The 23,169-nt window shown below is 66.1% G+C and carries 19 protein-coding genes and 1 tRNA gene; 17 read left to right on the forward strand and 3 right to left on the reverse strand.

Features of this window, described 5'->3' with window-relative positions:
• The 4 genes from GLS40_RS17595 to GLS40_RS17610 form a co-directional block, all read left to right on the forward strand.
• A partial coding sequence (locus tag GLS40_RS17595) for an EF-Tu C-terminal domain-related protein (protein WP_160382650.1) occupies positions 1–114 on the forward strand: 114 nt, incomplete at its 5' end.
• A 427-nt stretch (positions 115–541) separates the two neighbouring features.
• Complete coding sequence (locus tag GLS40_RS17600) at positions 542–1,576, forward strand: NAD-dependent epimerase/dehydratase family protein (protein WP_160383866.1); 1,035 nt, start codon at positions 542–544, stop codon at positions 1,574–1,576.
• Positions 1,577–1,628: 52 nt separating this feature from the next.
• Positions 1,629–2,600, forward strand: a complete 972-nt coding sequence (locus GLS40_RS17605) for a zinc transporter ZntB (protein WP_160383867.1) — start codon at positions 1,629–1,631, stop codon at positions 2,598–2,600.
• Between the two features lie 280 nt (positions 2,601–2,880).
• Positions 2,881–2,956, forward strand: a tRNA-Trp gene (locus GLS40_RS17610).
• A gap of 140 nt (positions 2,957–3,096) precedes the next feature.
• Here GLS40_RS17610 and GLS40_RS17615 read toward each other — a convergent pair.
• Positions 3,097–4,311, reverse strand: coding sequence for a lytic murein transglycosylase (locus GLS40_RS17615; protein WP_160383868.1), 1,215 nt, complete (start codon positions 4,309–4,311; stop codon positions 3,097–3,099).
• Positions 4,312–4,691: 380 nt separating this feature from the next.
• On the opposite strand from GLS40_RS17615, the gene secE reads away from it, so the two are divergent.
• Positions 4,692–4,889 carry a preprotein translocase subunit SecE gene (gene secE, locus GLS40_RS17620; protein WP_160383882.1) on the forward strand — a complete coding sequence of 66 codons (198 nt, stop codon included), beginning with the start codon at positions 4,692–4,694 and terminating at the stop codon, positions 4,887–4,889.
• A 200-nt stretch (positions 4,890–5,089) separates the two neighbouring features.
• Positions 5,090–5,623, forward strand: coding sequence for a transcription termination/antitermination protein NusG (gene nusG, locus GLS40_RS17625; protein WP_160383869.1), 534 nt, complete (start codon positions 5,090–5,092; stop codon positions 5,621–5,623).
• Positions 5,624–5,630: 7 nt separating this feature from the next.
• On the opposite strand, the gene GLS40_RS17630 is transcribed toward nusG, so the two are convergent.
• Entirely contained in the window at positions 5,631–6,224 is a 594-nt protein-coding gene (locus GLS40_RS17630; protein ID WP_235905979.1) for a ferric reductase-like transmembrane domain-containing protein, read from the reverse strand.
• A 27-nt stretch (positions 6,225–6,251) separates the two neighbouring features.
• Positions 6,252–6,740 carry a peptidase associated/transthyretin-like domain-containing protein gene (locus tag GLS40_RS17635; RefSeq protein WP_160383871.1) on the reverse strand — a complete coding sequence of 163 codons (489 nt, stop codon included), beginning with the start codon at positions 6,738–6,740 and terminating at the stop codon, positions 6,252–6,254.
• A 298-nt stretch (positions 6,741–7,038) separates the two neighbouring features.
• Here GLS40_RS17635 and rplK point away from each other — a divergent pair, with 298 nt between their 5' ends.
• The 11 genes from rplK to GLS40_RS17690 form a co-directional block, all read left to right on the forward strand.
• The gene (gene rplK / locus GLS40_RS17640) at positions 7,039–7,464 is read left to right on the forward strand and encodes a 50S ribosomal protein L11 (protein ID WP_160383872.1); all 426 of its coding nucleotides are present in this window, start codon (positions 7,039–7,041) and stop codon (positions 7,462–7,464) included.
• 1 nt (position 7,465) lies between these two features.
• Positions 7,466–8,164, forward strand: a complete 699-nt coding sequence (gene rplA / locus GLS40_RS17645; protein ID WP_160383873.1) for a 50S ribosomal protein L1 — start codon at positions 7,466–7,468, stop codon at positions 8,162–8,164.
• A gap of 647 nt (positions 8,165–8,811) precedes the next feature.
• Positions 8,812–9,327 (forward strand): 50S ribosomal protein L10, encoded by a 516-nt coding sequence (rplJ, locus tag GLS40_RS17650; RefSeq protein ID WP_160383874.1) that lies wholly within the window; start codon positions 8,812–8,814, stop codon positions 9,325–9,327.
• Positions 9,328–9,398: 71 nt separating this feature from the next.
• Positions 9,399–9,782 carry a 50S ribosomal protein L7/L12 gene (gene rplL, locus GLS40_RS17655; protein ID WP_160383875.1) on the forward strand — a complete coding sequence of 128 codons (384 nt, stop codon included), beginning with the start codon at positions 9,399–9,401 and terminating at the stop codon, positions 9,780–9,782.
• Between the two features lie 239 nt (positions 9,783–10,021).
• The gene (gene rpoB, locus GLS40_RS17660; RefSeq protein WP_160383876.1) at positions 10,022–14,158 is read left to right on the forward strand and encodes a DNA-directed RNA polymerase subunit beta; all 4,137 of its coding nucleotides are present in this window, start codon (positions 10,022–10,024) and stop codon (positions 14,156–14,158) included.
• Positions 14,159–14,245: 87 nt separating this feature from the next.
• Positions 14,246–18,484: a DNA-directed RNA polymerase subunit beta' gene (gene rpoC / locus GLS40_RS17665; protein ID WP_160383877.1), complete on the forward strand. Its 4,239-nt coding sequence runs from the start codon at positions 14,246–14,248 to the stop codon at positions 18,482–18,484.
• Between the two features lie 296 nt (positions 18,485–18,780).
• Positions 18,781–19,671 carry a DMT family transporter gene (locus GLS40_RS17670; protein ID WP_160383878.1) on the forward strand — a complete coding sequence of 297 codons (891 nt, stop codon included), beginning with the start codon at positions 18,781–18,783 and terminating at the stop codon, positions 19,669–19,671.
• A gap of 281 nt (positions 19,672–19,952) precedes the next feature.
• Complete coding sequence (gene rpsL, locus GLS40_RS17675; RefSeq protein ID WP_160383879.1) at positions 19,953–20,324, forward strand: 30S ribosomal protein S12; 372 nt, start codon at positions 19,953–19,955, stop codon at positions 20,322–20,324.
• Positions 20,325–20,336: 12 nt separating this feature from the next.
• Positions 20,337–20,807 (forward strand): 30S ribosomal protein S7, encoded by a 471-nt coding sequence (rpsG, locus tag GLS40_RS17680; RefSeq protein WP_160383880.1) that lies wholly within the window; start codon positions 20,337–20,339, stop codon positions 20,805–20,807.
• Between the two features lie 39 nt (positions 20,808–20,846).
• Positions 20,847–22,970 carry an elongation factor G gene (gene fusA, locus GLS40_RS17685; protein WP_160383881.1) on the forward strand — a complete coding sequence of 708 codons (2,124 nt, stop codon included), beginning with the start codon at positions 20,847–20,849 and terminating at the stop codon, positions 22,968–22,970.
• 78 nt (positions 22,971–23,048) lie between these two features.
• Positions 23,049–23,169 (forward strand): GTP-binding protein (locus tag GLS40_RS17690; RefSeq protein ID WP_235905981.1); only part of this gene is annotated, 121 nt, incomplete at its 3' end.

The raw sequence follows: 23,169 nt of genomic DNA on the forward strand, positions 1-23,169 counted from the left end.
AAGTTCGAAGTCGAGCTGATCGCCCCGATCGCGATGGAAGAGAAGCTGCGCTTCGCCATCCGTGAAGGCGGCCGGACCGTCGGCTCGGGCGTGGTCTCCAAGATCCTGAAGTAAGACGCGGTTCGCACGGCGAACCCGTCAGGCGGGCGACTGGCGAACTGGCATGGCCGGATCGCCGACAGCGCACACCGCACAGAACAGGGCGCCCCGCGCGCCCATCCCGAAGGGCCCCCGCCGAGGGGCCCTTTTTTGTCCGCGCAGGCGGCCGGACACCCTGGCCCGGGCGTGGTCGTCAAGACCCTTTGGCCCGGGCGTGGTCGCCTAGACTCTGGTGTGATCCCCGGGCTTTGAGCGGCAGGCGCATTGCCAGCCCCGGATCGCCGAAAGCGCACACCGCGCAGAACTGGCCCCCCGCGCGCCCGCCCCGAAGGGACCCCGCCGGGGGCCCTTTCCCCTGTCCCGCCCGGTCTCCCTCTCCCCGCCGCGCTTGCATCCGCCGCGGGCCTGCCCCATCTCTCCCCCCAACCGGGGAGACAGAGCCATGACCGCCACCACCCAGTCCGTCCTCGTCACCGGGGCCTCGGGCTTCATCGCCCGCCATGTCCTGCTGCAGCTGCTGGAACGGGGCTACCGCGTGCGCGGCTCACTGCGCACCCCGGCCAAGGCCGAGGCGATCCGCAAGGACCTGCGCGCGCATCTGGGCGATCCCGCGCTGGCCGACACGGCGCTGGACTTTGTCACCCTCGACCTGACCGCCGATGCCGGATGGCCCGAGGCGCTTGCCGGCATGGACGCGCTGATCCACACCGCCTCGCCCTTTCCGTTGAGCCAGCCGCGCGATCCGCAGGTGCTGATCCGCCCTGCGGTGGAGGGCACGCGCCGCGCGCTGGAGGCGGCCCTCGCCGCCGGGGTCGACCGGGTGGTCCTGACCTCCTCGGTTGCCGCGGTGCTGACCTCGGCCCCGCTGGATCGCGCCGCCCCCCGGACAGAGGCCGACTGGACCGACCCGGATCACCCCGCCACGACACCCTACGGCGCCTCAAAGACCCTGGCCGAACGGGCGGCCTGGGCGATTGCGGCGGCCCATCCCGCGCTCAAGCTCACGACCGTCAACCCCGGCATGGTGATGGGCGCGCCCCTGGGCACGGAATTCGGATCGTCGGTCGGCCTGGTCAGGCGGATGATGCGGGGCGGCGATCCGGCCCTGCCGCGCATGGTCTTCGACGTGGTCGACGTGACGGATGTGGCCCGGATGCATGTCGCGGCGCTGGAAACCCCCGCGACCATCGGCGAACGGCTGATCTGTTCCGCCGGTCCGATGTGGATGCCCGAGATGGGCGCGGCGCTGAAAAAGGCCTATCCCGACCGGCGCATCCCGACCCGGGTGGCGCCTTACTGGCTGCTCTGGCTGATCGCGCGGTTCGATCCGGCCCTGCGCTCGGTGCTGCCGATTTGCGGCCAACACATGGTCTCGGACGCGGGCCATGCCCGGCGCCTGCTCGATTTCCGCTTTGTCCCGCCTGAGCGGGCACTGCTGAACACGGCTGCCCATCTGGTCGCCACCGGGGCCGTCTAGGCCGGGCCTGTTTCTGCTGGCATGCTTGCGGGCGAGTTGGCAAAAAGGGGTCATGAACCACTGTGTGAACTTCGCCTATGCGCTGAACGGACCGATGGAGGGCCAACGGCTCGACCCCGCGACGGCGGTCGAGGTGCTGCGCGAACAGAACCTGGGCTGGGTGCACCTCGCGGCCGATCATCCCGACACGCAGGCCTGGGTCGCGGGCAACCTCGACTACCTGCACGAAACCATCATCGAGGCGCTGCTGGCCCCGGCCACCCGTCCGCGCGCCATCCCGATCGAGGACGGGCTGCTGGTGATCCTGCGCGGCGTGAACATGAACGAGGGGCGCGACCCCGAGGACATGGTCTCGATCCGGGTCTGGGCGGATGCCGAACGGATCGTCACCCTGACACGTCAGCGGGTGCGCGCGCTGGAGGATATCTCGCAGGCCATCGAGGCCGGGCACGGCCCCGAGACGGCCGGAGAGTTCCTTGCCATGCTGGCGCAGCGGCTGAACGCCCGGCTGGAGCCGCTGGTGCATGACCTCGACCAGGAGACCGACGCGCTGGAGGAGGACGTGATCGGCTCTCCCGGTCAGACGCTGCGCAAGCGCATCGTGGAGATGCGCCTGCAGGTGATCGAGCTGCGCCGCCATGCCTCGCCGCAGCGCCTGGCGCTGGCCGCGCTGGAAGACACCGGCAGCCCGCTGCTGGACGGCGACGACCTGCGCCACATCCAGGAGACGCGGGACCGGCTGACGCGGCAGGTGGAAAACCTCGACGAGATGCGCGACAGCCTGGCCGTCCTGCGCGAGGAACTGTCGAGCCAGCTTTCGGACCGGCTGAACCGCAACATGTACATCCTGTCGATCCTGTCGGCGATCTTCCTGCCGCTCGGCTTTCTGACCGGGCTGCTGGGGATCAATGTCGGCGGGATGCCCGGGGCGCAGGATCCCGATGCCTTCTGGTATGTCAGCGGCGGCCTGCTGGCGGTTGGTCTTCTTCAGGTCCTGTTCCTGCGCCGCGCCCGCTGGCTGTAGCGGCGGGGCCTGTCCGTCCGGTCCGGTGCTGCCGCCGGGGGGCTGTCCCTCGTGTGGTCCCGTCCGCTGGGCCGGGACCCGGTTTCGCAGCGCGCCGGGGTGCCGGATCCGGCCTGGCCCCTAGCGGTTCGGCGGGGGAGGGCCGCGCGGAGCGGTCCGGGCCGGAGCCTCTGGCGCCGCGATCCCCGGGGTGGCGCGACGGCGCCGCGCAATTCCGGGGCAAAGGTGCGAGATCCCGCTTGATCTTGGCCCTGTGCTGCCCTATCCCACGGCACGGCCTAGGGGTATAGCTCAGTTGGTAGAGCATCGGTCTCCAAAACCGAGGGTCGCGGGTTCGAGTCCTGCTGCCCCTGCCAGCCGCCCTCCCGACATTTCTGCCAGCCCGGACCGGCCGTTCCAAGCGCCCGCGTCGACAGGTTGATCCCGCGCGTCGTGTCGCCGGACCACCTCAGGGGACATCGGGGCGGCAGGACGCGGCAGCGCCCCGCGCCCCGTCTCAGCCCAGCCGTGCCAGCAATTCGCGTGAGGGCTCTCCGGTCACGGCCATGCCGTTGCGCTGCTGATAGGCGCTGATCGCCGCCTCGGTCTTCTTGCCCAGCACGCCGTCGGGCGTCCCGGCGTCAAAGCCGGCGCGGTTCAGCCCGGCCTGCAGGCGCTTGCGGTCGTCGATGGTCAGGCCATAGCGATCCGGCCCGAAGGCAGCCCGAATCGGGCCGCCGCCCGCGATGCGGTCCGACAGATGCCCGACCCCGATCGCGTATTTCTCGGCATTGTTGTAGCGCAGGATCACGCGGAAGTTCGGATAGGCCAGGAAGGCCGGGCCGCCGGGCCGCAGCAGGGTCGCGGTGCCGCCGGGCAGGGCGCCGCCATGCGCCGCCCGCACGCCAAGCGCGGCCCAGTCGCCGCTGCTGCGGGTGCCGCCGGGCGTGCCGGACGGGGCGGTGACCTCCAGCCCCCAGGGCACGCCGCGCTGCCAGCCCGATTTCGCCAGATAGGCCGCGGCCGAGGCCAGCCCGTCGGTGGGATCGTCCGACCAGATGTCGCGCCGCCCGTCGCCGCGGAAATCCACACCATAGGCCTCGAAGGTGGTGGGGATGAACTGGGTGTGCCCCATGGCCCCGGCCCAACTGCCGGTCATCGCCGAAGGGCCGATGTCGCCGCGCTGCAGGATCCGCAGGGCCGCCATCAGCTGCCTTTCGAAGAATTCGCCGCGCCGTCCGTCATAGGCGAGCGTGGAGGTGGCCGAGATCACCGGGATCTCGCCCCGCCGCGTGCCGTAATTGCTTTCCATCCCCCAGACGGCGGCGACCACCTCGGCGGGCACGCCGTAACGGCCTTCGATCTCGGACAGCAGGGCGCCGCGCTGGCGCAGGGCGGCACGGCCATCGGCCACCTTGCCCTCGTTGGCGACAATGGCGAGGTAATCCTCAAGCGTGCGGCTGGTTTCGGTCTGGTTGCGGTCCCGTTCCACCACGCCGGGCAGGTAGCCCGCGTCGCGAAAGGCCGCCGCCAGGGTTGCAGGCGCGATGCCGCGGGCCTGGGCCCGGCTGCGGAACCCGGCCACCCAGGAGTCATATCCCGGGTTGCGCTGCGGGCGCAGGTCGGCAGGCAGGCCGCCCGAGGCCACGCCGCCGCCGCCCGGTGCGCCGCCGCAACCGGCCAGCAGCGCCGCCATGCCCGTCATCGTCACCCATCTGCGTGAAACCTGCATTCTCCTGCTCCCTCTTCCGTGCGTGTCCAACGGTTCTGCCTCGGCCCGAGTGTCAGGGCAGGCTGCGGTCTTTGCAAGCCTCGGCGCAAGGCCGGGCGGGGCCGAGAGGCGGGGCTGGCGGCGGGGCGCCTGGCGCAGCAGGCGCAGGGGGTGCGGCCACACGGTCGCGCAGCGCGCCGGACCGCCGCCCGCCTGTCCGCCCGCCTGTCCGCCTGCCTGTCCGGATGACACCACAGGCGCACAAGGCCGCGCGGTGCTCGGGTCAGCGCGGATTGCGCGGTCTTGAATTCGCCACGCCAGCCGCGTATGTCGACGCGAACCGGTTCCGGGCCGTCCCATGCGGCCCCGGAGACGTGACCAGATTTGCCGACATGGGGGAGATGCCCTTGGCCAACCCGATCCAGTTCATCAACCAGACCCGTGCCGAAATCGGCAAGGTCCACTGGCCCTCGCGCCGCGAAGTGCTGCTGACCACCGTCATGGTGTTCATCATGGCGACGCTGACGGCGATTTTCTTTGCGCTGGTCGACCTGCTGATCCGCTCGGGTCTGCAGGGCCTGCTGGGCTTCTTCGGCTGATCCGGCGCGGCGCGGCACTTTTGCCGCGCTCAGGCTTGAATTTCCGGGCACTTGGCGGTAGGTGACGCCCTACTTCAACCGGATGGCGTGCGGCGAGTCGAGCGGCACGCCGTTTGCTGTTGCAGGCAGGGCAGGCGAACTGCCCGGATTTACACGGAATTTTCGGCCGCACGGCCGGCCAGGCAAGGAACGGCTGCGACATGGCGAAACGATGGTATTCGGTGAGCGTCCTCTCGAACTTCGAGAAGAAGATTGCCGAGCAGATCAGGACATCGGTTGCCGAGAAAGGTCTCGAGGACGAGATCGACGAGGTTCTCGTCCCCACTGAAGAGGTGATCGAGATCCGGCGCGGCAAGAAGGTCACGACCGAACGGCGCTTCATGCCCGGCTATGTGCTGGTGCATATGGAGATGTCCGACCAGGGCTATCACCTGATCAACTCGATCAACCGCGTCACCGGGTTCCTGGGTCCGCAGGGCCGCCCGATGCCGATGCGCGATGCCGAGGTGAACCAGATCCTGAACCGCGTTCAGGAAGGCGAGGAAACCCCGCGCACGCTCATCCATTTCGAAGTGGGCGAGCGGGTCAAGGTCAGCGACGGCCCGTTCGAGGATTTCGACGGCATGGTCGAGGAAGTGGACGAGGACAACCAGCGCCTGAAGGTGACGGTGTCGATCTTCGGCCGCGAAACCCCGGTCGAGCTGGAATTCACCCAGGTCTCCAAACAGGGCTGATCGCCGGTCAGCCCCGGCTGGCCCCCCTGCGCCGCAGCGGGGTCAGCACCCGCAGTCGAAACAGGGTGATCCCCGTCGCGCCGAGCACGGCGAGGCACAGGGTCCATTTCGAGCGCAGCTCCATCGCCCCCGTGATCTGCACCGCATGCGCCACCGTCGCCGCCACGACGACGAGGGCCAGCGCGTTATGCGCCAGCCGCCATATGCGGGGCGCGATCTGCCGGCGCAGCAGGGCAAGCCCCCCGGTCAGCAGAATGCCCCACATCGCCAGGACGCCGTAGACCGAGAAGGGCGTCGGCGCGGCCAGCAGCAGCGCATCCAGCGTATCGGGCGGGCTGGTGAGGTAGAGGCCCCCCACATGCACCGCCGTGCAGGCGATCAGCGCGCCCCCCAGACGCCGGTGCCACAGGCGCGCCCGGGCCAGCGACAGGCCGGGCAGGGCGCCCGCGGCCAGCAGCGGCTGGATCAGCATCAGCGACAGGGCGATGATCCCGGCAAAGCCCCCGGCGATGTATTCCGGCCCGCGGTAGGCAAGGAACGGGCTGGATGCGGCCAGCACCACAGGCCCCGTCGCAAGGATCAGCAGGCAGAGCCAGATCATCGCGGGCCGCATCGGCAAGGCCGTCGGTCAGGCCCGGGCGAGCACGAAATCGGCATTGACCGAGGTATCCCGCGCGCTTGGCATCACCGGCCGCAGGAAGACGGTGCGAAAGGCGCCGTCGTCATAGGCCAGATGGGCATGGGGCTGGCCGAAGTTCGGCACGATCTGTTCGGTCTCCAGCCGGAAGCTCCCGTCGGCGGCGGTCAGCACGCTGCCGTGATTGCGCGGCTCGCGTTCGCCGCCCAGCGTGGTGGCGGCCCAGATCTGGATCCGCACGCCCTCCAGCGGGGCGCCGGAGGCGGCGTCGCGCACCGTGCCCGTGACCCAGAAGCCCGAGCCGAGCCTGTCGACCAGCGGCGCGCCGGGGCGGTAGTTGTTGGACCCGCCGCGCATGGATTGCGTGGGCGCCAGCGTGGCGGCGCGGGCGGCGCCGGCCAGGCCGCCCTGGGCCAGTGCGGCGGCGGCAAGGCCCGAAGTGACCAGAAATGAACGGCGGGTGTAGAAGGGGGTAAGCATGGTGACGGCTCCGCGTGTCGGACAGGTCGTTGCCGACAGGCTAACGCAAAAACGCTGCCGGGCAGGGCGGATTGCGCTGACGGGGCGACACGATCTCGTGACCTGTCCGCCGCCCGGGCGCGGGCGGGGTGGCGCGTGGGGGCTTGCCAAGCCGGGGCGCAGGTTATATGCCGCGCGCCTGTCGCCCCCCGTGGGCGACTCCCATCGTGGGAGGCGAGCGCATCGCGATGCGCGGACCGGACCACGCCACATCACCGCCGGACGACGCGTCGACCGGAGATGGAAAAGGAGAGGCCACATGGCCAAGAAACTGATTGGGCAGCTCAAGCTGCAAGTGAAGGCCGGGCAGGCGAACCCGTCCCCGCCCGTTGGTCCCGCGCTCGGTCAGCGCGGCATCAACATCATGGAATTCTGCAAGGCGTTCAACGCCAAGACGCAGGAGATGGAGCCCGGCGCGCCGTGCCCGACCGTGATTTCCTACTACCAGGACAAGTCCTTCACGATGGAAATCAAGACGCCGCCCGCGTCTTACTACCTGAAGAAGGCCGCCAAGCTGAAGTCGGGCTCGCAGACCCCCGGCCGCTCGACCGCAGGGTCGGTGACCGCCGCGCAGGTCAAGGAGATCGCCGAGGCGAAGATGAAGGATCTGAACGCGAACTCCGTCGAGGCCGCGATGCAGATCATCCTGGGCTCCGCCCGCTCCATGGGCATCGAGGTGAAGTAAGATGGCAAAGATCGGAAAACGCACCCGCGCCGCCCGTGAGGCCTTCGAGGGCAAGGAAAACCTGACCGTCGAGGAAGCCGTCGCGCTGATCAAGGCGAATGCCTCGGCCAAGTTCGACGAGACCGTCGAGATCTCGATGAACCTGGGCGTCGACCCGCGCCACGCCGACCAGATGGTCCGCGGCGTCGTCGGCCTGCCCAACGGCACCGGCAAGACCGTCCGCGTCGCCGTCTTCGCCCGTGGCGCCAAGGCTGACGAAGCCCAGGCCGCAGGCGCGGATATCGTCGGCGCTGAGGACCTGATGGAAACCATCCAGGGCGGCAAGATCGAGTTCGATCGCTGCATCGCCACCCCGGACATGATGCCCGTCGTCGGCCGCCTGGGCAAAATCCTGGGCCCGCGCAACCTGATGCCGAACCCCAAGGTCGGCACGGTGACGATGGACGTCAAACAGGCCGTCGAAGACGCCAAGGGCGGCCAGGTCCAGTTCAAGGCCGAGAAGGCGGGCGTGGTTCACGCCGGCGTCGGCAAGGCCTCGTTCGATGCCGAGAAGCTGGCCCAGAACATCCGCGCCTTTGTCGACGCGGTGTCCAAGGCCAAGCCGGCCGGCGCCAAGGGGACCTATATGCACAAGGTCTCGCTGTCCTCGACCATGGGCCCCGGTGTCTCGGTCGACGTGTCCAGCGCCACCGGCAACTGAGCCTGACAAGACTGACATTGGAAAAGGCGGGCTGAGGCCCGCCTTTTTTCTTTGCGGCGGTGCGGGGCGGCGATGACCGGGGGTCAACCGTTTCGATTTTCGCGACAGTCGCCCAACATTTGCCGCATTTGCCTGCCAACAAGAGGCAATGGCAGGTCGAGAGCAGTCCGAAATGCCGCGGCGGTGCACCGGGAAGACCCGGGCGCCGCCGCTTCTCGTTCCGGGGCAGGGCGGCCGGGCGGGGCGGGGCGGGTGGGACCTCAAATCTTTCAATGGATTCCGGTCGGCTTCTGCTGTATGGTCTGTCCGGTGAAAGACAGTCATGGCGCGATTGCGCCGAAGGGTGCCATTTTTTCGGCGCCCCCTCTTCACATCCTTTCCAAAAGGGCTTAATAGCCGCCTTTGTCTGGGCGCTTGCTGCGTGCAATCGTCCTGACGATTCGTCCGAGACGGTGGGTCGCCCGCGCCAGAAGCAACGGCCATAATTCCTGCCCGAGACGGGAAAAGACCAGATTTCTTCGGGCTGCCAAGCAGTTGGCGCCCCGGGGTGAGATTGGACGGACCCGTAAGGACCCGCAATGCCGGGGCTCTACGTCCCGGCAGAACTGAGCCGGAGGGTTAGTCCCCTCCCTGATTGGAGTGAAACTGTGGATAGAGCCCAGAAAGAGAAAGTGGTCGAAGAACTCGGCCAGATCTTCGAAAGCTCTGGCGTTGTGGTGGTTGCCCACTACACCGGTATCACGGTTGCAGAGATGCAGTCGCTGCGTGCAATGGCCCGTGAGGCCGGAGGCAGCGTCCGTATCGCCAAGAACAGGCTCGCCAAGATCGCCCTGGAAGGCAAGCCCTGCGCAAGCATGGCGCCCCTCCTGACGGGCATGACCGTGCTCACCTATTCCGAAGACCCCGTGGCGGCAGCCAAGGTGGCCGAGGACTTTGCCAAGGCGAACAAGAAGTTCGAAATCCTTGGCGGGGCAATGGGTGAGACGGCCCTGGACCGGGCCGGTGTCGAGGCCGTGTCGAAAATGCCGTCGCGCGAGGAGCTCATCGCTTCCATCGTCGGCTGCATCGGCGCACCCGCTTCGAACATCGCCGGCGCGATTGGCGCACCTGCTTCGAACATCGCTTCCATCCTGTCCACCATCGAGGACAAGGCGGCGGCGTAAGCAACCCTTGATACGGCGTGGGGTTGCAAGCCCCGACGTTGGAACACATCTAGATACGGAAAGAGTCTACAATGGCTGATCTGAAGAAACTGGCAGAAGAGATCGTCAACCTGACGCTGCTCGAAGCACAAGAACTGAAAACCATCCTGAAAGACGAGTACGGCATCGAGCCCGCCGCTGGCGGCGCCGTCATGATGGCTGGCCCGGCAGGCGGCGGCGAAGCTGCTGCAGCCGAAGAAGAAAAGACCGAATTCGACGTCATCCTGAAGTCGGCCGGCGCCTCCAAGATCAACGTGATCAAGGAAGTCCGCGGCATCACCGGTCTGGGCCTGAAAGAAGCCAAGGACCTGGTCGAAGCCGGTGGCAAGGCTGTCAAAGAAGGCGTGTCGAAAGACGAAGCCGAAGACATCAAGAAAAAGCTGGAAGCCGCAGGCGCGGAAGTCGAGCTCAAGTAATCGGTGCGTGCGCTGCACGCATTCGGAATCGAGGCTGGTCCGGGAAAAACCCGGTCCAGCCGAACCTGTCTCAGAGAGGCCCTGACCTGACGGGGCTTTTCTAAGGCGAGGTTCGTGGATCGGGAGGCGGCCCTTGGGAAGGCCGCCGGGAATGGATCCGGACCCCCCTGTCTCGATAGGCGCGCTGCCGAGGCCCGGCGGCAGCGGCGCCCGATGAGAAACGAAAGGTGACATCCGTCATGGCTCAGACCTTCCTCGGTCAGAAACGTCTTCGCAAATATTACGGCAAGATTCGCGAAGTCCTCGAAATGCCGAACCTCATCGAGGTTCAGAAGTCCTCCTACGACCTTTTCCTGAAATCCGGTGACAAGCCCGAACCGTCCGACGGCGAAGGCATCATGGGCGTGTTCCAGTCCGTGTTCCCGATCAAGGATTTCAACGAGACCTCCGTCCTGGAGTTCGTGAAATACGAGCTCGAGAAGCCCAAGTACGACGTCGAGGAATGCCAGCAGCGCGACATGACCTACAGCGCGCCGCTGAAGGTCACCCTGCGCCTGATCGTGTTCGATATCGACGAGGACACCGGCGCCAAGTCCGTCAAGGACATCAAGGAACAGGACGTCTTCATGGGCGACATGCCCCTGATGACCCCGAACGGCACGTTCATCGTGAACGGCACCGAGCGCGTGATCGTGTCCCAGATGCACCGCTCCCCCGGCGTGTTCTTCGACCACGACAAGGGCAAGACCCATTCCTCGGGCAAACTGCTGTTCGCCTGCCGCATCATTCCCTACCGCGGCTCGTGGCTCGACTTCGAATTCGACGCCAAGGACATCGTCTTTGCCCGGATTGACCGCCGCCGGAAACTGCCGGTGACGACCCTGCTCTATGCCCTGGGCATGGATCAGGAAGCGATCATGGACGCCTATTACACCACGGTCGACTACAAGCTCCGCAAGGGCCAGGGCTGGGTCACCAAATTCTTCCCCGAGCGTGTGCGCGGCACCCGTCCGACCTATGACCTGGTCGATGCCGACAGCGGCGAGATCATTGCCGAGGCCGGCAAGAAGATCACCCCACGCGCGGTGAAGAAACTGATCGACGAAGGCACCGTGAAAAGCCTGCTGGTCCCCTTTGACCGGATCGTCGGCAAGTATGTCGCCAAGGACATCATCAACGAGGACACCGGCGCGATCTATGTCGAGGCCGGTGACGAGCTGACGCTGGAATTCGACCGCGACGGCGAGATCACGGGCGGCAGCCTGCAGGACCTGCTGGACGCCGGCATCACCGAGATCCCGGTGCTGGACATCGACAACGTCACCGTCGGCCCGTACATGCGCAACACCATGGCGATGGACAAGAACATGAACCGCGACACCGCGCTCATGGACATCTATCGCGTGATGCGCCCGGGCGAGCCGCCGACCGTCGAGGCCGCCTCGGCCCTGTTCGGCACGCTGTTCTTCGACAGCGAGCGCTATGACCTTTCGGCCGTGGGCCGGGTCAAGATGAACATGCGCCTGGACCTGGACGCCGAGGACACGATGCGCACCCTGCGCAACGAGGACATCGTCGGCTGCATCAAGGCCCTGGTCGAACTGCGTGACGGCAAGGGCGAGATCGACGACATCGACCACCTCGGCAACCGCCGGGTGCGCTCGGTCGGCGAGCTGATGGAGAACCAGTACCGCGTCGGCCTGCTGCGCATGGAGCGCGCGATCAAGGAACGCATGTCCAGCGTCGAGATCGACACTGTCATGCCGCAGGACCTGATCAATGCGAAACCGGCCGCGGCCGCGGTGCGCGAATTCTTCGGCTCCTCGCAGCTGTCGCAGTTCATGGACCAGACCAACCCGCTGTCCGAAGTGACGCACAAGCGGCGCCTCTCGGCTCTCGGGCCGGGCGGTCTGACCCGCGAGCGCGCAGGCTTCGAGGTGCGCGACGTCCACGCCACCCACTACGGCCGGATGTGCCCGATCGAAACGCCGGAAGGCCCGAACATCGGCCTGATCAACTCGCTGGCGACATTCGCCCGGGTGAACAAGTACGGCTTCATCGAGACCCCGTACCGGGTGGTCAAGGAAGGGCAGGTGACCGACGAGGTTCACTACATGTCCGCCACCGAGGAAATGCGTCACACCGTGGCGCAGGCCAACGCCAACCTCGACGAGACCGGCAAGTTCGTGAACGACCTGGTCAACACCCGCCGGTCGGGGGAATACACGCTCTCGCCCAACGAGTTCGTGGACCTGATCGACGTGTCGCCGAAACAGCTGGTGTCGGTTGCGGCCTCGCTGATCCCGTTCCTGGAAAACGACGACGCCAACCGCGCTCTCATGGGCTCGAACATGCAGCGTCAGGCGGTTCCGCTCCTGCGGGCCGAGGCGCCGCTGGTCGGCACCGGCATCGAGGGCATCGTCGCCCGTGACTCGGGCGCGGCCATCATGGCGCGGCGCGCGGGCATCATCGACCAGGTCGACGCGCAGCGGATCGTGATCCGTGCGACCGAAGACATGGAAATCGGGGACGCGGGCGTCGACATCTACCGGATGCGCAAGTTCCAGCGCTCGAACCAGAACACCTGTATCAACCAGCGTCCGCTGGTGAAGGTGGGCGACACGGTCGGCAAGGGCGAAGTCATCGCCGACGGCCCGTCCACCGACATGGGCGAACTGGCTCTCGGCAAGAACGTGATCGTCGCGTTCATGCCCTGGAACGGCTACAACTACGAGGACTCGATCCTGATCTCCGAGCGCATCTCGCGTGACGACGTCTTCACCTCGATCCATATCGAGGAATTCGAAGTCGCCGCCCGTGACACCAAGCTCGGGCCGGAAGAGATCACCCGCGACATTCCCAACGTCGGCGAGGAAGCCCTGCGCAACCTCGACGAGGCGGGCATCGTCTACATCGGCGCCGATGTGGAACCGGGCGACATCCTGGTCGGCAAGATCACTCCCAAGGGCGAAAGCCCGATGACGCCGGAGGAGAAACTGCTCCGCGCCATCTTCGGGGAAAAGGCCAGCGACGTGCGCGACACCTCGCTGCGGGTCAAGCCGGGCGACTTCGGGACCGTCGTGGAAGTGCGGGTCTTCAACCGCCACGGCGTCGACAAGGACGAGCGTGCGCTGCAGATCGAGCGCGAGGAAGTCGAACGCCTGTCGCGTGACCGCGACGACGAGCTGGCGATCCTCGACCGCAACATCTATGCGCGCCTCAAGACGATGCTGATGGGCAAGACCGCGGTGAAGGGGCCGAAGGGCATCAAGCCGAATTCGGAGGTCACCGAGGAACTGCTGGGCACGCTGAGCCGTGGCCAGTGGTGGCAGCTTGCCCTGGGCGACGACAGCGAAGCGCAGCACATGGAAGCCCTCAACCAGCAGTACGAGGCGCAGAAACGCGCCCTCGACGCCCGGTTCGAGGACAAGGTCGAGAAGGTCCGCCGCGGCGACGACCTGCCCCCGGGCGTGATGAAGATGGTCAAGGTCTTCGTCGCGGTGAAGCGCAAGCTGCAGCCGGGCGACAAGATGGCCGGCCGTCACGGCAACAAGGGCGTCATCTCGCGCGTGGTTCCGATGGAGGACATGCCGTTCCTCGCGGATGGCACGCCGGTCGACTTCTGCCTCAACCCGCTGGGCGTGCCCTCGCGGATGAACGTCGGGCAGATCCTCGAAACCCACATGGGCTGGGCCGCGCGCGGCCTGGGCATCCAGGTGGACGACGCGCTGGACGCCTATCGCCGCTCGGGCGACCTGACCCCGGTGCGCGAGGCGATGCGGATCGCCTATGGCGAGGATGTCTATGACGAAGGCATCGAGGGCATGGAAGAGGACCGGCTGGTCGAGGCGGCGGGCAACGTCACCCGCGGCGTGCCGATCGCGACTCCGGTCTTTGACGGCGCCAAGGAGCATGACGTCAACGACTCGCTCAAGCGGGCCGGCTTCGACACTTCGGGCCAGTCGGTCCTGTTCGACGGCCGCACCGGCGAGCAGTTCAGCCGCAAGGTGACCGTGGGCGTGAAGTACCTGCTCAAGCTGCACCACCTGGTCGACGACAAGATCCACGCCCGCTCCACCGGCCCGTACTCGCTGGTCACCCAGCAGCCGCTCGGCGGCAAGGCGCAGTTCGGCGGTCAGCGCTTCGGGGAGATGGAGGTCTGGGCTCTGGAAGCCTATGGCGCCGCCTACACCCTGCAGGAGATGCTGACGGTGAAGTCGGACGACGTGGCCGGCCGGACCAAGGTCTACGAAAGCATCGTCAAGGGCGAGGACAACTTCGAGGCGGGCGTTCCCGAGAGCTTCAACGTGCTCGTGAAGGAAGTCCGCGGCCTCGGCCTGAACATGGAACTCCTGGACGAGGAGGGGGAGGAATAACGGTCACCGACCCGCGGGGCGCGCGATTTTTCGACGAAAAATCGTGGCCCCATCCTCCCCTCTCCGCCCTGACATAAAGGTTTAGACATGAACCAGGAACTGACCAACAACCCGTTCAACCCGTTGACCCCGCCCAAGGTGTTCGACGAGATCAAGGTCTCGCTCGCCTCGCCGGAACGGATCCTGTCGTGGTCCTATGGCGAGATCAAGAAGCCCGAGACGATCAACTACCGGACCTACAAGCCCGAGCGCGACGGCCTGTTCTGCGCCCGTATCTTCGGGCCGATCAAGGATTACGAATGCCTCTGCGGCAAGTACAAGCGGATGAAGTATCGCGGCGTCGTCTGCGAGAAATGCGGCGTGGAAGTCACGCTGCAGAAGGTCCGCCGCGAGCGCATGGGCCATATCGAACTGGCGGCCCCCGTTGCCCATATCTGGTTCCTGAAATCGCTGCCCTCCCGCATCGGCCTGATGCTGGACATGACGCTGCGTGATCTGGAACGCGTTCTCTACTTCGAGAACTACGTGGTCATCGAACCCGGCCTGACCGATCTGCAATACGGCCAGATGCTGACGGAAGAAGAGTTCATGGATGCGCAGGACGCGTATGGCATGGACGCCTTCACCGCCAATATCGGCGCCGAGGCCATCCGCGAGATGCTGGCGGCGATCGACCTCGAATCCGAGGCCGAGACCCTGCGCGCCGACCTGGCCGAGGCCACCGGCGAGCTGAAGCCCAAGAAGATCATCAAGCGGCTGAAGGTCGTGGAATCCTTCCTCGAGTCCGGCAACCGGCCCGAATGGATGGTCCTGACGGTGATCCCCGTGATCCCGCCGGAACTGCGCCCGCTGGTCCCGCTGGACGGCGGCCGCTTCGCGACTTCGGATCTGAACGACCTGTATCGCCGCGTGATCAACCGGAACAACCGCCTGAAGCGGCTGATCGAACTGCGCGCGCCGGACATCATCGTGCGCAACGAAAAGCGGATGCTGCAGGAATCGGTCGACGCGCTGTTCGACAACGGCCGCCGCGGCCGGGTCATCACCGGCGCCAACAAGCGCCCGCTGAAATCGCTGTCGGACATGCTCAAGGGCAAGCACGGCCGCTTCCGCCAGAACCTTCTGGGCAAGCGCGTCGACTTCTCGGGCCGGTCGGTCATCGTGACGGGTCCCGAGCTCAAGCTGCACCAGTGCGGCCTGCCCAAGAAGATGGCTCTCGAACTCTTCAAGCCCTTCATCTACTCGCGGCTGGAGGCCAAGGGCCTGTCCAGCACCGTGAAACAGGCGAAGAAGCTGGTCGAAAAAGAGCGTCCCGAGGTCTGGGACATCCTCGACGAGGTCATCCGCGAGCACCCGGTCCTGCTGAACCGCGCGCCCACGCTGCACCGTCTGGGCATCCAGGCCTTCGAACCCACGCTGATCGAAGGCAAGGCCATCCAGCTGCACCCGCTGGTCTGCTCGGCCTTCAACGCCGACTTCGACGGCGACCAGATGGCCGTGCACGTCCCGCTGAGCCTTGAGGCCCAGCTGGAAGCGCGCGTGCTGATGATGTCGACCAACAACGTGCTCTCGCCCGCCAACGGCGCGCCGATCATCGTGCCGTCGCAGGACATGATCCTGGGTCTTTACTACACGACCATCGAACGCGAGGGCATGAAGGGCGAAGGCATGGTCTTCTCCTCGATCGAAGAGGTGCAATACGCGCTGGACAGCGGCTCGGTGCACCTGCACGCCCGCATCACCGCGCGCGTGCCGCAGATCGACGAGGAAGGCAACGAGGTCGTCAAACGCTACGAGACCACGCCGGGCCGTGTCCGGCTGGGCGCTCTGCTGCCGATGAACGCCAAGGCGCCCTTCGATCTGGTCAACCGTCTGCTGCGCAAACGCGAAGTGCAGCAGATCATCGACACCGTCTACCGCTACTGCGGTCAGAAGGAATCGGTCATCTTCTGCGACCAGATCATGTCGATGGGCTTCAAGGAGGCGTTCAAGGCCGGCATCAGCTTCGGCAAGGACGACATGGTCATCCCCGACAGCAAGTGGTCGATCGTCGAAGAGACCCGCGAGCAGGTCAAGGATTTCGAACAGCAGTACATGGACGGCCTGATCACCCAGGGTGAGAAGTACAACAAGGTCGTCGATGCCTGGTCGAAGTGCAACGACAAGGTCACCGAGGCGATGATGACGACCATCTCGGCCAACCGCCGGGACGAGAACGGCGCCGAGGCGGAGCCGAACTCGGTCTACATGATGGCCCACTCCGGTGCCCGTGGCTCGGTCACGCAGATGAAACAGCTGGGCGGGATGCGCGGCCTGATGGCGAAGCCGAACGGCGACATCATCGAGACGCCGATCATCTCGAACTTCAAGGAAGGCCTGACCGTGCTGGAGTACTTCAACTCCACCCACGGCGCCCGTAAGGGTCTGTCGGATACCGCGCTCAAGACCGCGAACTCCGGCTACCTGACCCGCCGGCTTGTCGACGTGGCCCAGGACTGCATCGTGCGCGAGCCCGATTGCGGCACCGAAAAGGGCATCACCACGGAACCGGCCGTCAATGACGGCGAGGTCGTGGCGACCATCGGCGAGCGCGTGCTGGGCCGTGTGGCGGCCGACGATGTCCTGCGTCCGGGTACGGACGAGGTGATCGTCGCCAAGGGCCAGCTGATCGACGAGCGCATGGCCGATGCGATCCAGGAGGCGAACCTGCAGACGGTGCGCATCCGCTCGCCCCTGACCTGCGAGGCCGAGGACGGCGTCTGCGCCGCCTGCTACGGTCGCGATCTGGCGCGGGGCACGCAGGTGAACATCGGCGAGGCCGTGGGCATCATCGCGGCCCAGTCGATCGGTGAACCCGGCACCCAGCTGACGATGCGGACCTTCCACATCGGCGGCGTGGCGCAGGGTGGCCAGCAGTCGTTCCTGGAGGCATCGCAGGAGGGCAAGATCTCGTTCGAGAACGCGCAGCTTCTGGAAAACGCCAATGGCGAGATGCTGATCATGGGCCGGAACATGAAGCTCCGGATCATGGACGAGAACGGCGAGGAACGGGCCAGCCACAAGCTGGGATACGGCACCAAGCTGTTCGTCAAGGATGGCGAGACGATCACCCGCGGCACCAAGCTGTTCGAATGGGATCCCTATACCCTGCCGATCATCGCCGAGAAGTCCGGCCAGGTGCGCTATGTCGACCTGGTCACCGGCATCGCGGTCCGCGAGGATACCGACGATGCCACCGGCATGACCCAGAAGATCGTGTCCGACTGGCGCGCGGCCCCCAAGGGCAACGAGCTGAAGCCGGAGCTGCTGATCGTGGGCGAGGATGGCGAGCCGGTCCGCAACGAGGCGGGCAACCCGGTGACCTATCCGATGTCGGTGGACGCGATCCTGTCGGTCGAGGACGGGCAGGACATCAAGGCCGGCGACGTGGTGGCACGTATCCCGCGCGAGGGCGCGAAGACCAAGGACATCACCGGCGGTCTGCCGCGTGTGGCCGAACTCTTCGAGGCACGCCGTCCCAAGGATCACGCCATCATCGCCGAGATCGACGGCTATGTCCGGTTCGGGCGCGACTACAAGAACAAGCGCCGGATCACCATCGAACCCGCCGACGACAGCCTGGAGCCGGTGGAATACATGGTGCCCAAGGGCAAGCACATCCCGGTGCAGGAAGGCGACTTCGTGCAGAAGGGCGACTACATCATGGACGGCAATCCCGCGCCGCATGACATCCTGTCGATCATGGGTGTCGAGGCGCTGGCCGATTACATGGTGGCCGAGGTGCAGGACGTCTACCGGCTGCAGGGCGTGAAGATCAACGACAAGCACATCGAGGTGATCGTTCGCCAGATGCTGCAGAAGTGGGAGATCACCGACAGCGGCCAGACCACGCTGCTGAAGGGCGAGCATGTCGACAAGGTCGAGTTCGACGAGGCCAATGCCAAGGCCGAGAAGGACGGTCGCCGCCCCGCGTCGGGCGAGCCGATCCTGCTGGGCATCACCAAGGCGTCGCTGCAGACCCGCAGCTTCATCTCGGCGGCCTCGTTCCAGGAGACCACCCGCGTGCTGACCGAGGCCTCGGTCCAGGGCAAGCGCGACAAGCTGGTCGGCCTGAAGGAGAACGTGATCGTCGGGCGCCTGATCCCGGCCGGGACGGGCGGCGCCACCCAGCGGGTGCGCCGGATCGCCACCGAGCGGGACAATGTGGTGCTGGAGGCCCGCCGCGAGGAGGCCGAAGCCGCCGCGGCCTTGGCCGCGCCGGTGCAGGATGTGAGCGAGGCCGACACCTTCGACAACCTGGTCGAGACGCCGGAAAGCCGCGACTGACCCTGACCGGACAGAGTGACAGTGGGGCCCCCGCAAAAGCGGGGGCCTCTTTCGTCGGGCCGTGACCTGGCGGAGCGCCTGCGGCGCACATGACGTTTGGCGCGCTGGCGCGCGCGACGGGGGGCTCTGCCCCCATCGGCCTGCGGCCGATTCCCCCGGCATATTTCCGGCAAGAGGAAGGTGAGGGGTTTGGGTGCAGACGGGCACTCCGGTGCATGCGCGGGGTTTCCTTTTCCCGGTCCCCGTGCGATGCGGAGGCCGCTCGCGGCGGTGCGGGCGCGGGCGGACTGGCTGAGATGACCGACAATATGCGCGGCGCGTTCCTGATGATGGGTTCGATGGCGCTGTTCACGCTGAACTACGCCGTGGTCAAGTCGCTGGCCGCCGAGCTGCCGGTGACCCAGATCGTGGTGCTGCGCGGCCTGGTGACCAGCCTGGCCGCCGGGCTGCTGGCCTGGCGCATGGGGGCCTTCGGCGCCCGGCTGGGACGGCGGAACCGCCGGCTGATCCTGCTGCGCACCGCGGCCGAGATCGTGTCGGCCTATTTCTTCCTGCAGGCCCTGGTCAACCTGCCGCTGGCCAATGTCTCGGCGGTGATGCAGAGCGCGCCGCTGTCGGTCACCCTGGCCGCGGCGCTGTTCCTGGCGGAGCCGGTGGGCTGGAAGCGGCTGTCGGCGATCCTGGCGGGCTTTGTCGGCGTGCTGCTGATCCTCAGGCCCGGGGGCGAGGGGTTCAATATCTTCGCGCTCTACAGCCTGGCGGCCGTGGCTTTCGTGACGTTGCGTGACCTGACCACCCGGCGGCTGTCGCGCGACGTGCCGTCGATGGTTGTTACCCTGGCCACGGCCGTGGGGGTCACGCTGGCCTTCAGCGCCGCGAGCCTGGCCACCGACTGGGGCCCGGTCGGCACGGGGCAGGGCGTGTTGATCGGCTTGGCGGCGCTGCTGCTGACCGCGGCCTATCTGTGTTCGATCTCGGCGATGCGGGTCGGGGATGTCTCTTTCGTGGCGCCGTTCCGCTATACCTCGATGCTCTGGGCGCTGGTGCTGGGCTTCGCGGTCTTCGGCCAGTGGCCGGACTGGATCACCCTGGCGGGGGCGGCGCTGGTGGTGGGGTCGGGGCTCTTCACGCTCTACCGCGAGCGGCAGCTGGGCCGGGCCCCGAGGGTGCCGGTTCCGCCGCGCTGAGGCGGGCGGCTTTCCGCGGCCGGGTTGTGTTGACAAGCCTTCCGACTCCCCCTATACGCGCCGCTAATCAGGTGAGGGGGTCGCCCCTCATCCTTTCAGAACCGAAGTGGTCAAGATCCGGGCAACTGCCCCGATCCTCTGGAATACCGCCGCGTCGTTCCCCGTGAACGAGGGGACGCATGCGGTTTTTTACGTTGCGTGGACGCATGCAACGTTCTTGAAACCGCGAGGGCAGGGGCCTTCGCAGCACATGTGTCGGAAAGACGGGGAACAAGAGCCCAATGCCTACGATCCAGCAGCTGATCCGCAAGCCGCGTCAGCCCAAAGTCAAACGGTCCAAGTCGCAACACCTGGAACAGTGCCCGCAGAAACGCGGCGTCTGCACCCGGGTCTACACGACCACGCCGAAGAAACCGAACTCGGCCATGCGGAAAGTCGCCAAGGTGCGCCTGACCAACGGCTATGAAGTCATCTCCTACATCCCGGGCGAAAGCCACAACCTGCAGGAGCACTCTGTCGTGCTCATCCGCGGTGGCCGGGTGAAGGACCTTCCCGGTGTCCGTTACCACATCCTGCGCGGTGTGCTGGACACCCAGGGCGTCAAGAACCGCAAGCAGCGCCGGTCGAAATACGGCGCGAAGCGTCCGAAGTAAGAGGAACCGCAGATGTCCCGTCGTCACGCCGCAGAGAAGCGCGAGATCCTGCCCGACGCCAAATATGGCGACCGGGTTCTGACAAAGTTCATGAACAACCTGATGATCGACGGCAAGAAGTCCGTGGCCGAAACGATCGTCTACAACGCGCTCGACCGCGTGGAGTCCAAGGTGAAGCGTGCTCCGGTGGAAATCTTCCACGAGGCGCTGGACAACATCAAGCCGTCGGTCGAGGTCCGCTCGCGCCGTGTCGGCGGTGCCACCTACCAGGTGCCCGTCGAAGTCCGCCCCGAGCGCCGCGAAGCCCTGGCGATCCGCTGGCTGATCAACGCATCGCGCGCCCGCAACGAGAACACGATGGAAGAGCGCCTGGCGGGCGAGCTTCTGGATGCCGTGAACTCGCGCGGGACCGCCGTGAAAAAGCGTGAAGACACCCACAAGATGGCCGATGCCAACAAGGCATTCAGCCACTATCGCTGGTAATTACGTCGGGTCTTCCCGACCACGAAAGGCAGGCTTTCCATGGCACGCGACTATCCGCTGACGCGCTACCGGAACTTCGGCATCATGGCCCACATCGATGCCGGCAAGACCACCACGACCGAGCGTATCCTCTACTACACCGGCCGGTCCCACAAGATCGGCGAAGTCCACGACGGCGCCGCCACCATGGACTGGATGGAGCAGGAGCAGGAACGCGGCATCACGATCACCTCGGCTGCCACGACGACGTTCTGGCAGTGGCAGGAAGATCCGACCGCCGAAGGCACCTCGGACACCAAGTTCCGCTTCAACATCATCGACACCCCCGGCCACGTTGACTTCACCATCGAAGTCGAGCGTTCGCTGGCCGTTCTCGACGGCGCCGTCTGCCTGCTGGACGGCAACGCCGGTGTCGAGCCGCAGACCGAAACCGTGTGGCGTCAGGCTGACCGCTACAAGGTTCCGCGCATCGTCTTCGTCAACAAGATGGACAAGATCGGCGCCGACTACTTCAACTGCGTGAAGATGATCAAGGACCGCACCGGCGCGACCCCCGTGCCCGTGGCGATGCCGATCGGCGCCGAAGACCTGCTCGAAGGCACCATCGACCTGATCACCATGGAAGAATGGGTCTGGAAGGGCGACGACCTGGGCGCCGGCTGGGTGCGCCAGCCGATCCGTGACGAGCTCAAGGACCTGGCCGAAGAGTGGCGCGGGAACATGATCGAGAACGCCGTCGAGATGGACGACGACGCCATGGAGAAGTACCTGGAAGGCGAAGAGCCCGACGTGCCGACCCTGCGGAAACTGATCCGCAAGGGCACGCTGTCGCTGTCCTTCGTTCCGGTCCTCGGCGGCTCGGCCTTCAAGAACAAGGGCGTGCAGCCCCTGCTGAACGCCGTGATCGACTTCCTGCCCGGCCCCCTCGACGTGCCCGCCTACACCGGCTTTGCGCCGGATGACGAGACCGAGACCCGGAACATCGAGCGTCATGCCGATGATTCTGAGCCCTTCTCGGGCCTGGCATTCAAGATTATGAACGACCCCTTCGTCGGTTCGCTGACCTTCACCCGGATCTACTCCGGGATGATCAAGAAGGGCGACTCGATGATGAACTCGACCAAGGGCAAGCGCGAGCGTGTCGGTCGTATGATGATGATGCACTCGAACAACCGCGAGGAAATCGAGGAAGCCTTTGCAGGCGACATCATCGCGCTGGCCGGTCTGAAGGAAACCACCACCGGCGACACGCTCTGCGATCCGCAGAAGCAGGTCGTTCTGGAAACGATGACCTTCCCCGATCCGGTGATCGAGATCGCGATCGAGCCGAAGACCAAGAACGACCAGGAAAAGATGTCGCAGGGCCTGCAGCGCCTGGCGGCCGAAGACCCCTCCTTCCGCGTCGAGACCGACCTCGAGTCGGGCCAGACCATCATGAAGGGCATGGGCGAACTTCACCTGGACATCCTGGTCGACCGACTGAAGCGCGAGTTCAAGGTCGAGGCCAACATCGGTGCGCCGCAGGTGGCCTACCGTGAGACCATCGGTCACGAGATCGAGCACACCTACACCCACAAGAAACAGTCGGGTGGTTCGGGTCAGTTCGCAGAGGTCAAGCTGATCATCAGCCCCACCGAGCCGGGCGAAGGCTATTCCTTCGAATCCCGTATCGTCGGCGGCGCGGTGCCGAAGGAATACATCCCCGGCGTCGAAAAGGGCATCCAGTCGGTCATGGACTCCGGTCCGCTGGCAGGTTTCCCGGTGATCGACTTCAAGGTCGCGCTGATCGACGGCAAGTTCCACGACGTGGACTCCTCGGTTCTCGCGTTCGAGATCGCCTCGCGGATGGCCATGCGTGAAGGTCTGCGCAAGGCCGGCGCGAAGCTGCTGGAACCGATCATGAAGGTCGAGGTGGTGACGCCCGAGGAATACACCGGTGGCATCATCGGCGACCTGACCTCGCGGCGCGGCATGGTTCAGGGGCAGGACACCCGCGGCAACGCGAATGTCATCAGCGCCTTTGTTCCGCTGGCCAACATGTTCGGCTACATCAACACCCTGCGTTCGATGTCCTCGGGCCGCGCGCAGTTCACGATGCTGTTCGATCACTACGAGGCCGTTCCGCAGAACATCTCGGACGAGATCCAGAAGAAATACGCATAACGGGGCGGCGGGGTTAACCCGCCCTACCCACCACCAGTAGGCCGGGCCTCAGCCCGGCACCCGATAAAGGAGGCCATCATGGCAAAGGCAAAGTTTGAGCGGTCGAAACCGCACTGCAACATCGGCACGATCGGTCACGTCGACCACGGCAAGACCACGCTGACGGCTGCGATCACGAAGCAGTTCGGCGAGTTCAAGG

Origin of the sequence: Pseudooceanicola pacificus, assembly GCF_009789075.1 — a bacterium.
In the GTDB taxonomy this organism is placed as follows: domain Bacteria; phylum Pseudomonadota; class Alphaproteobacteria; order Rhodobacterales; family Rhodobacteraceae; genus Pseudooceanicola; species Pseudooceanicola pacificus.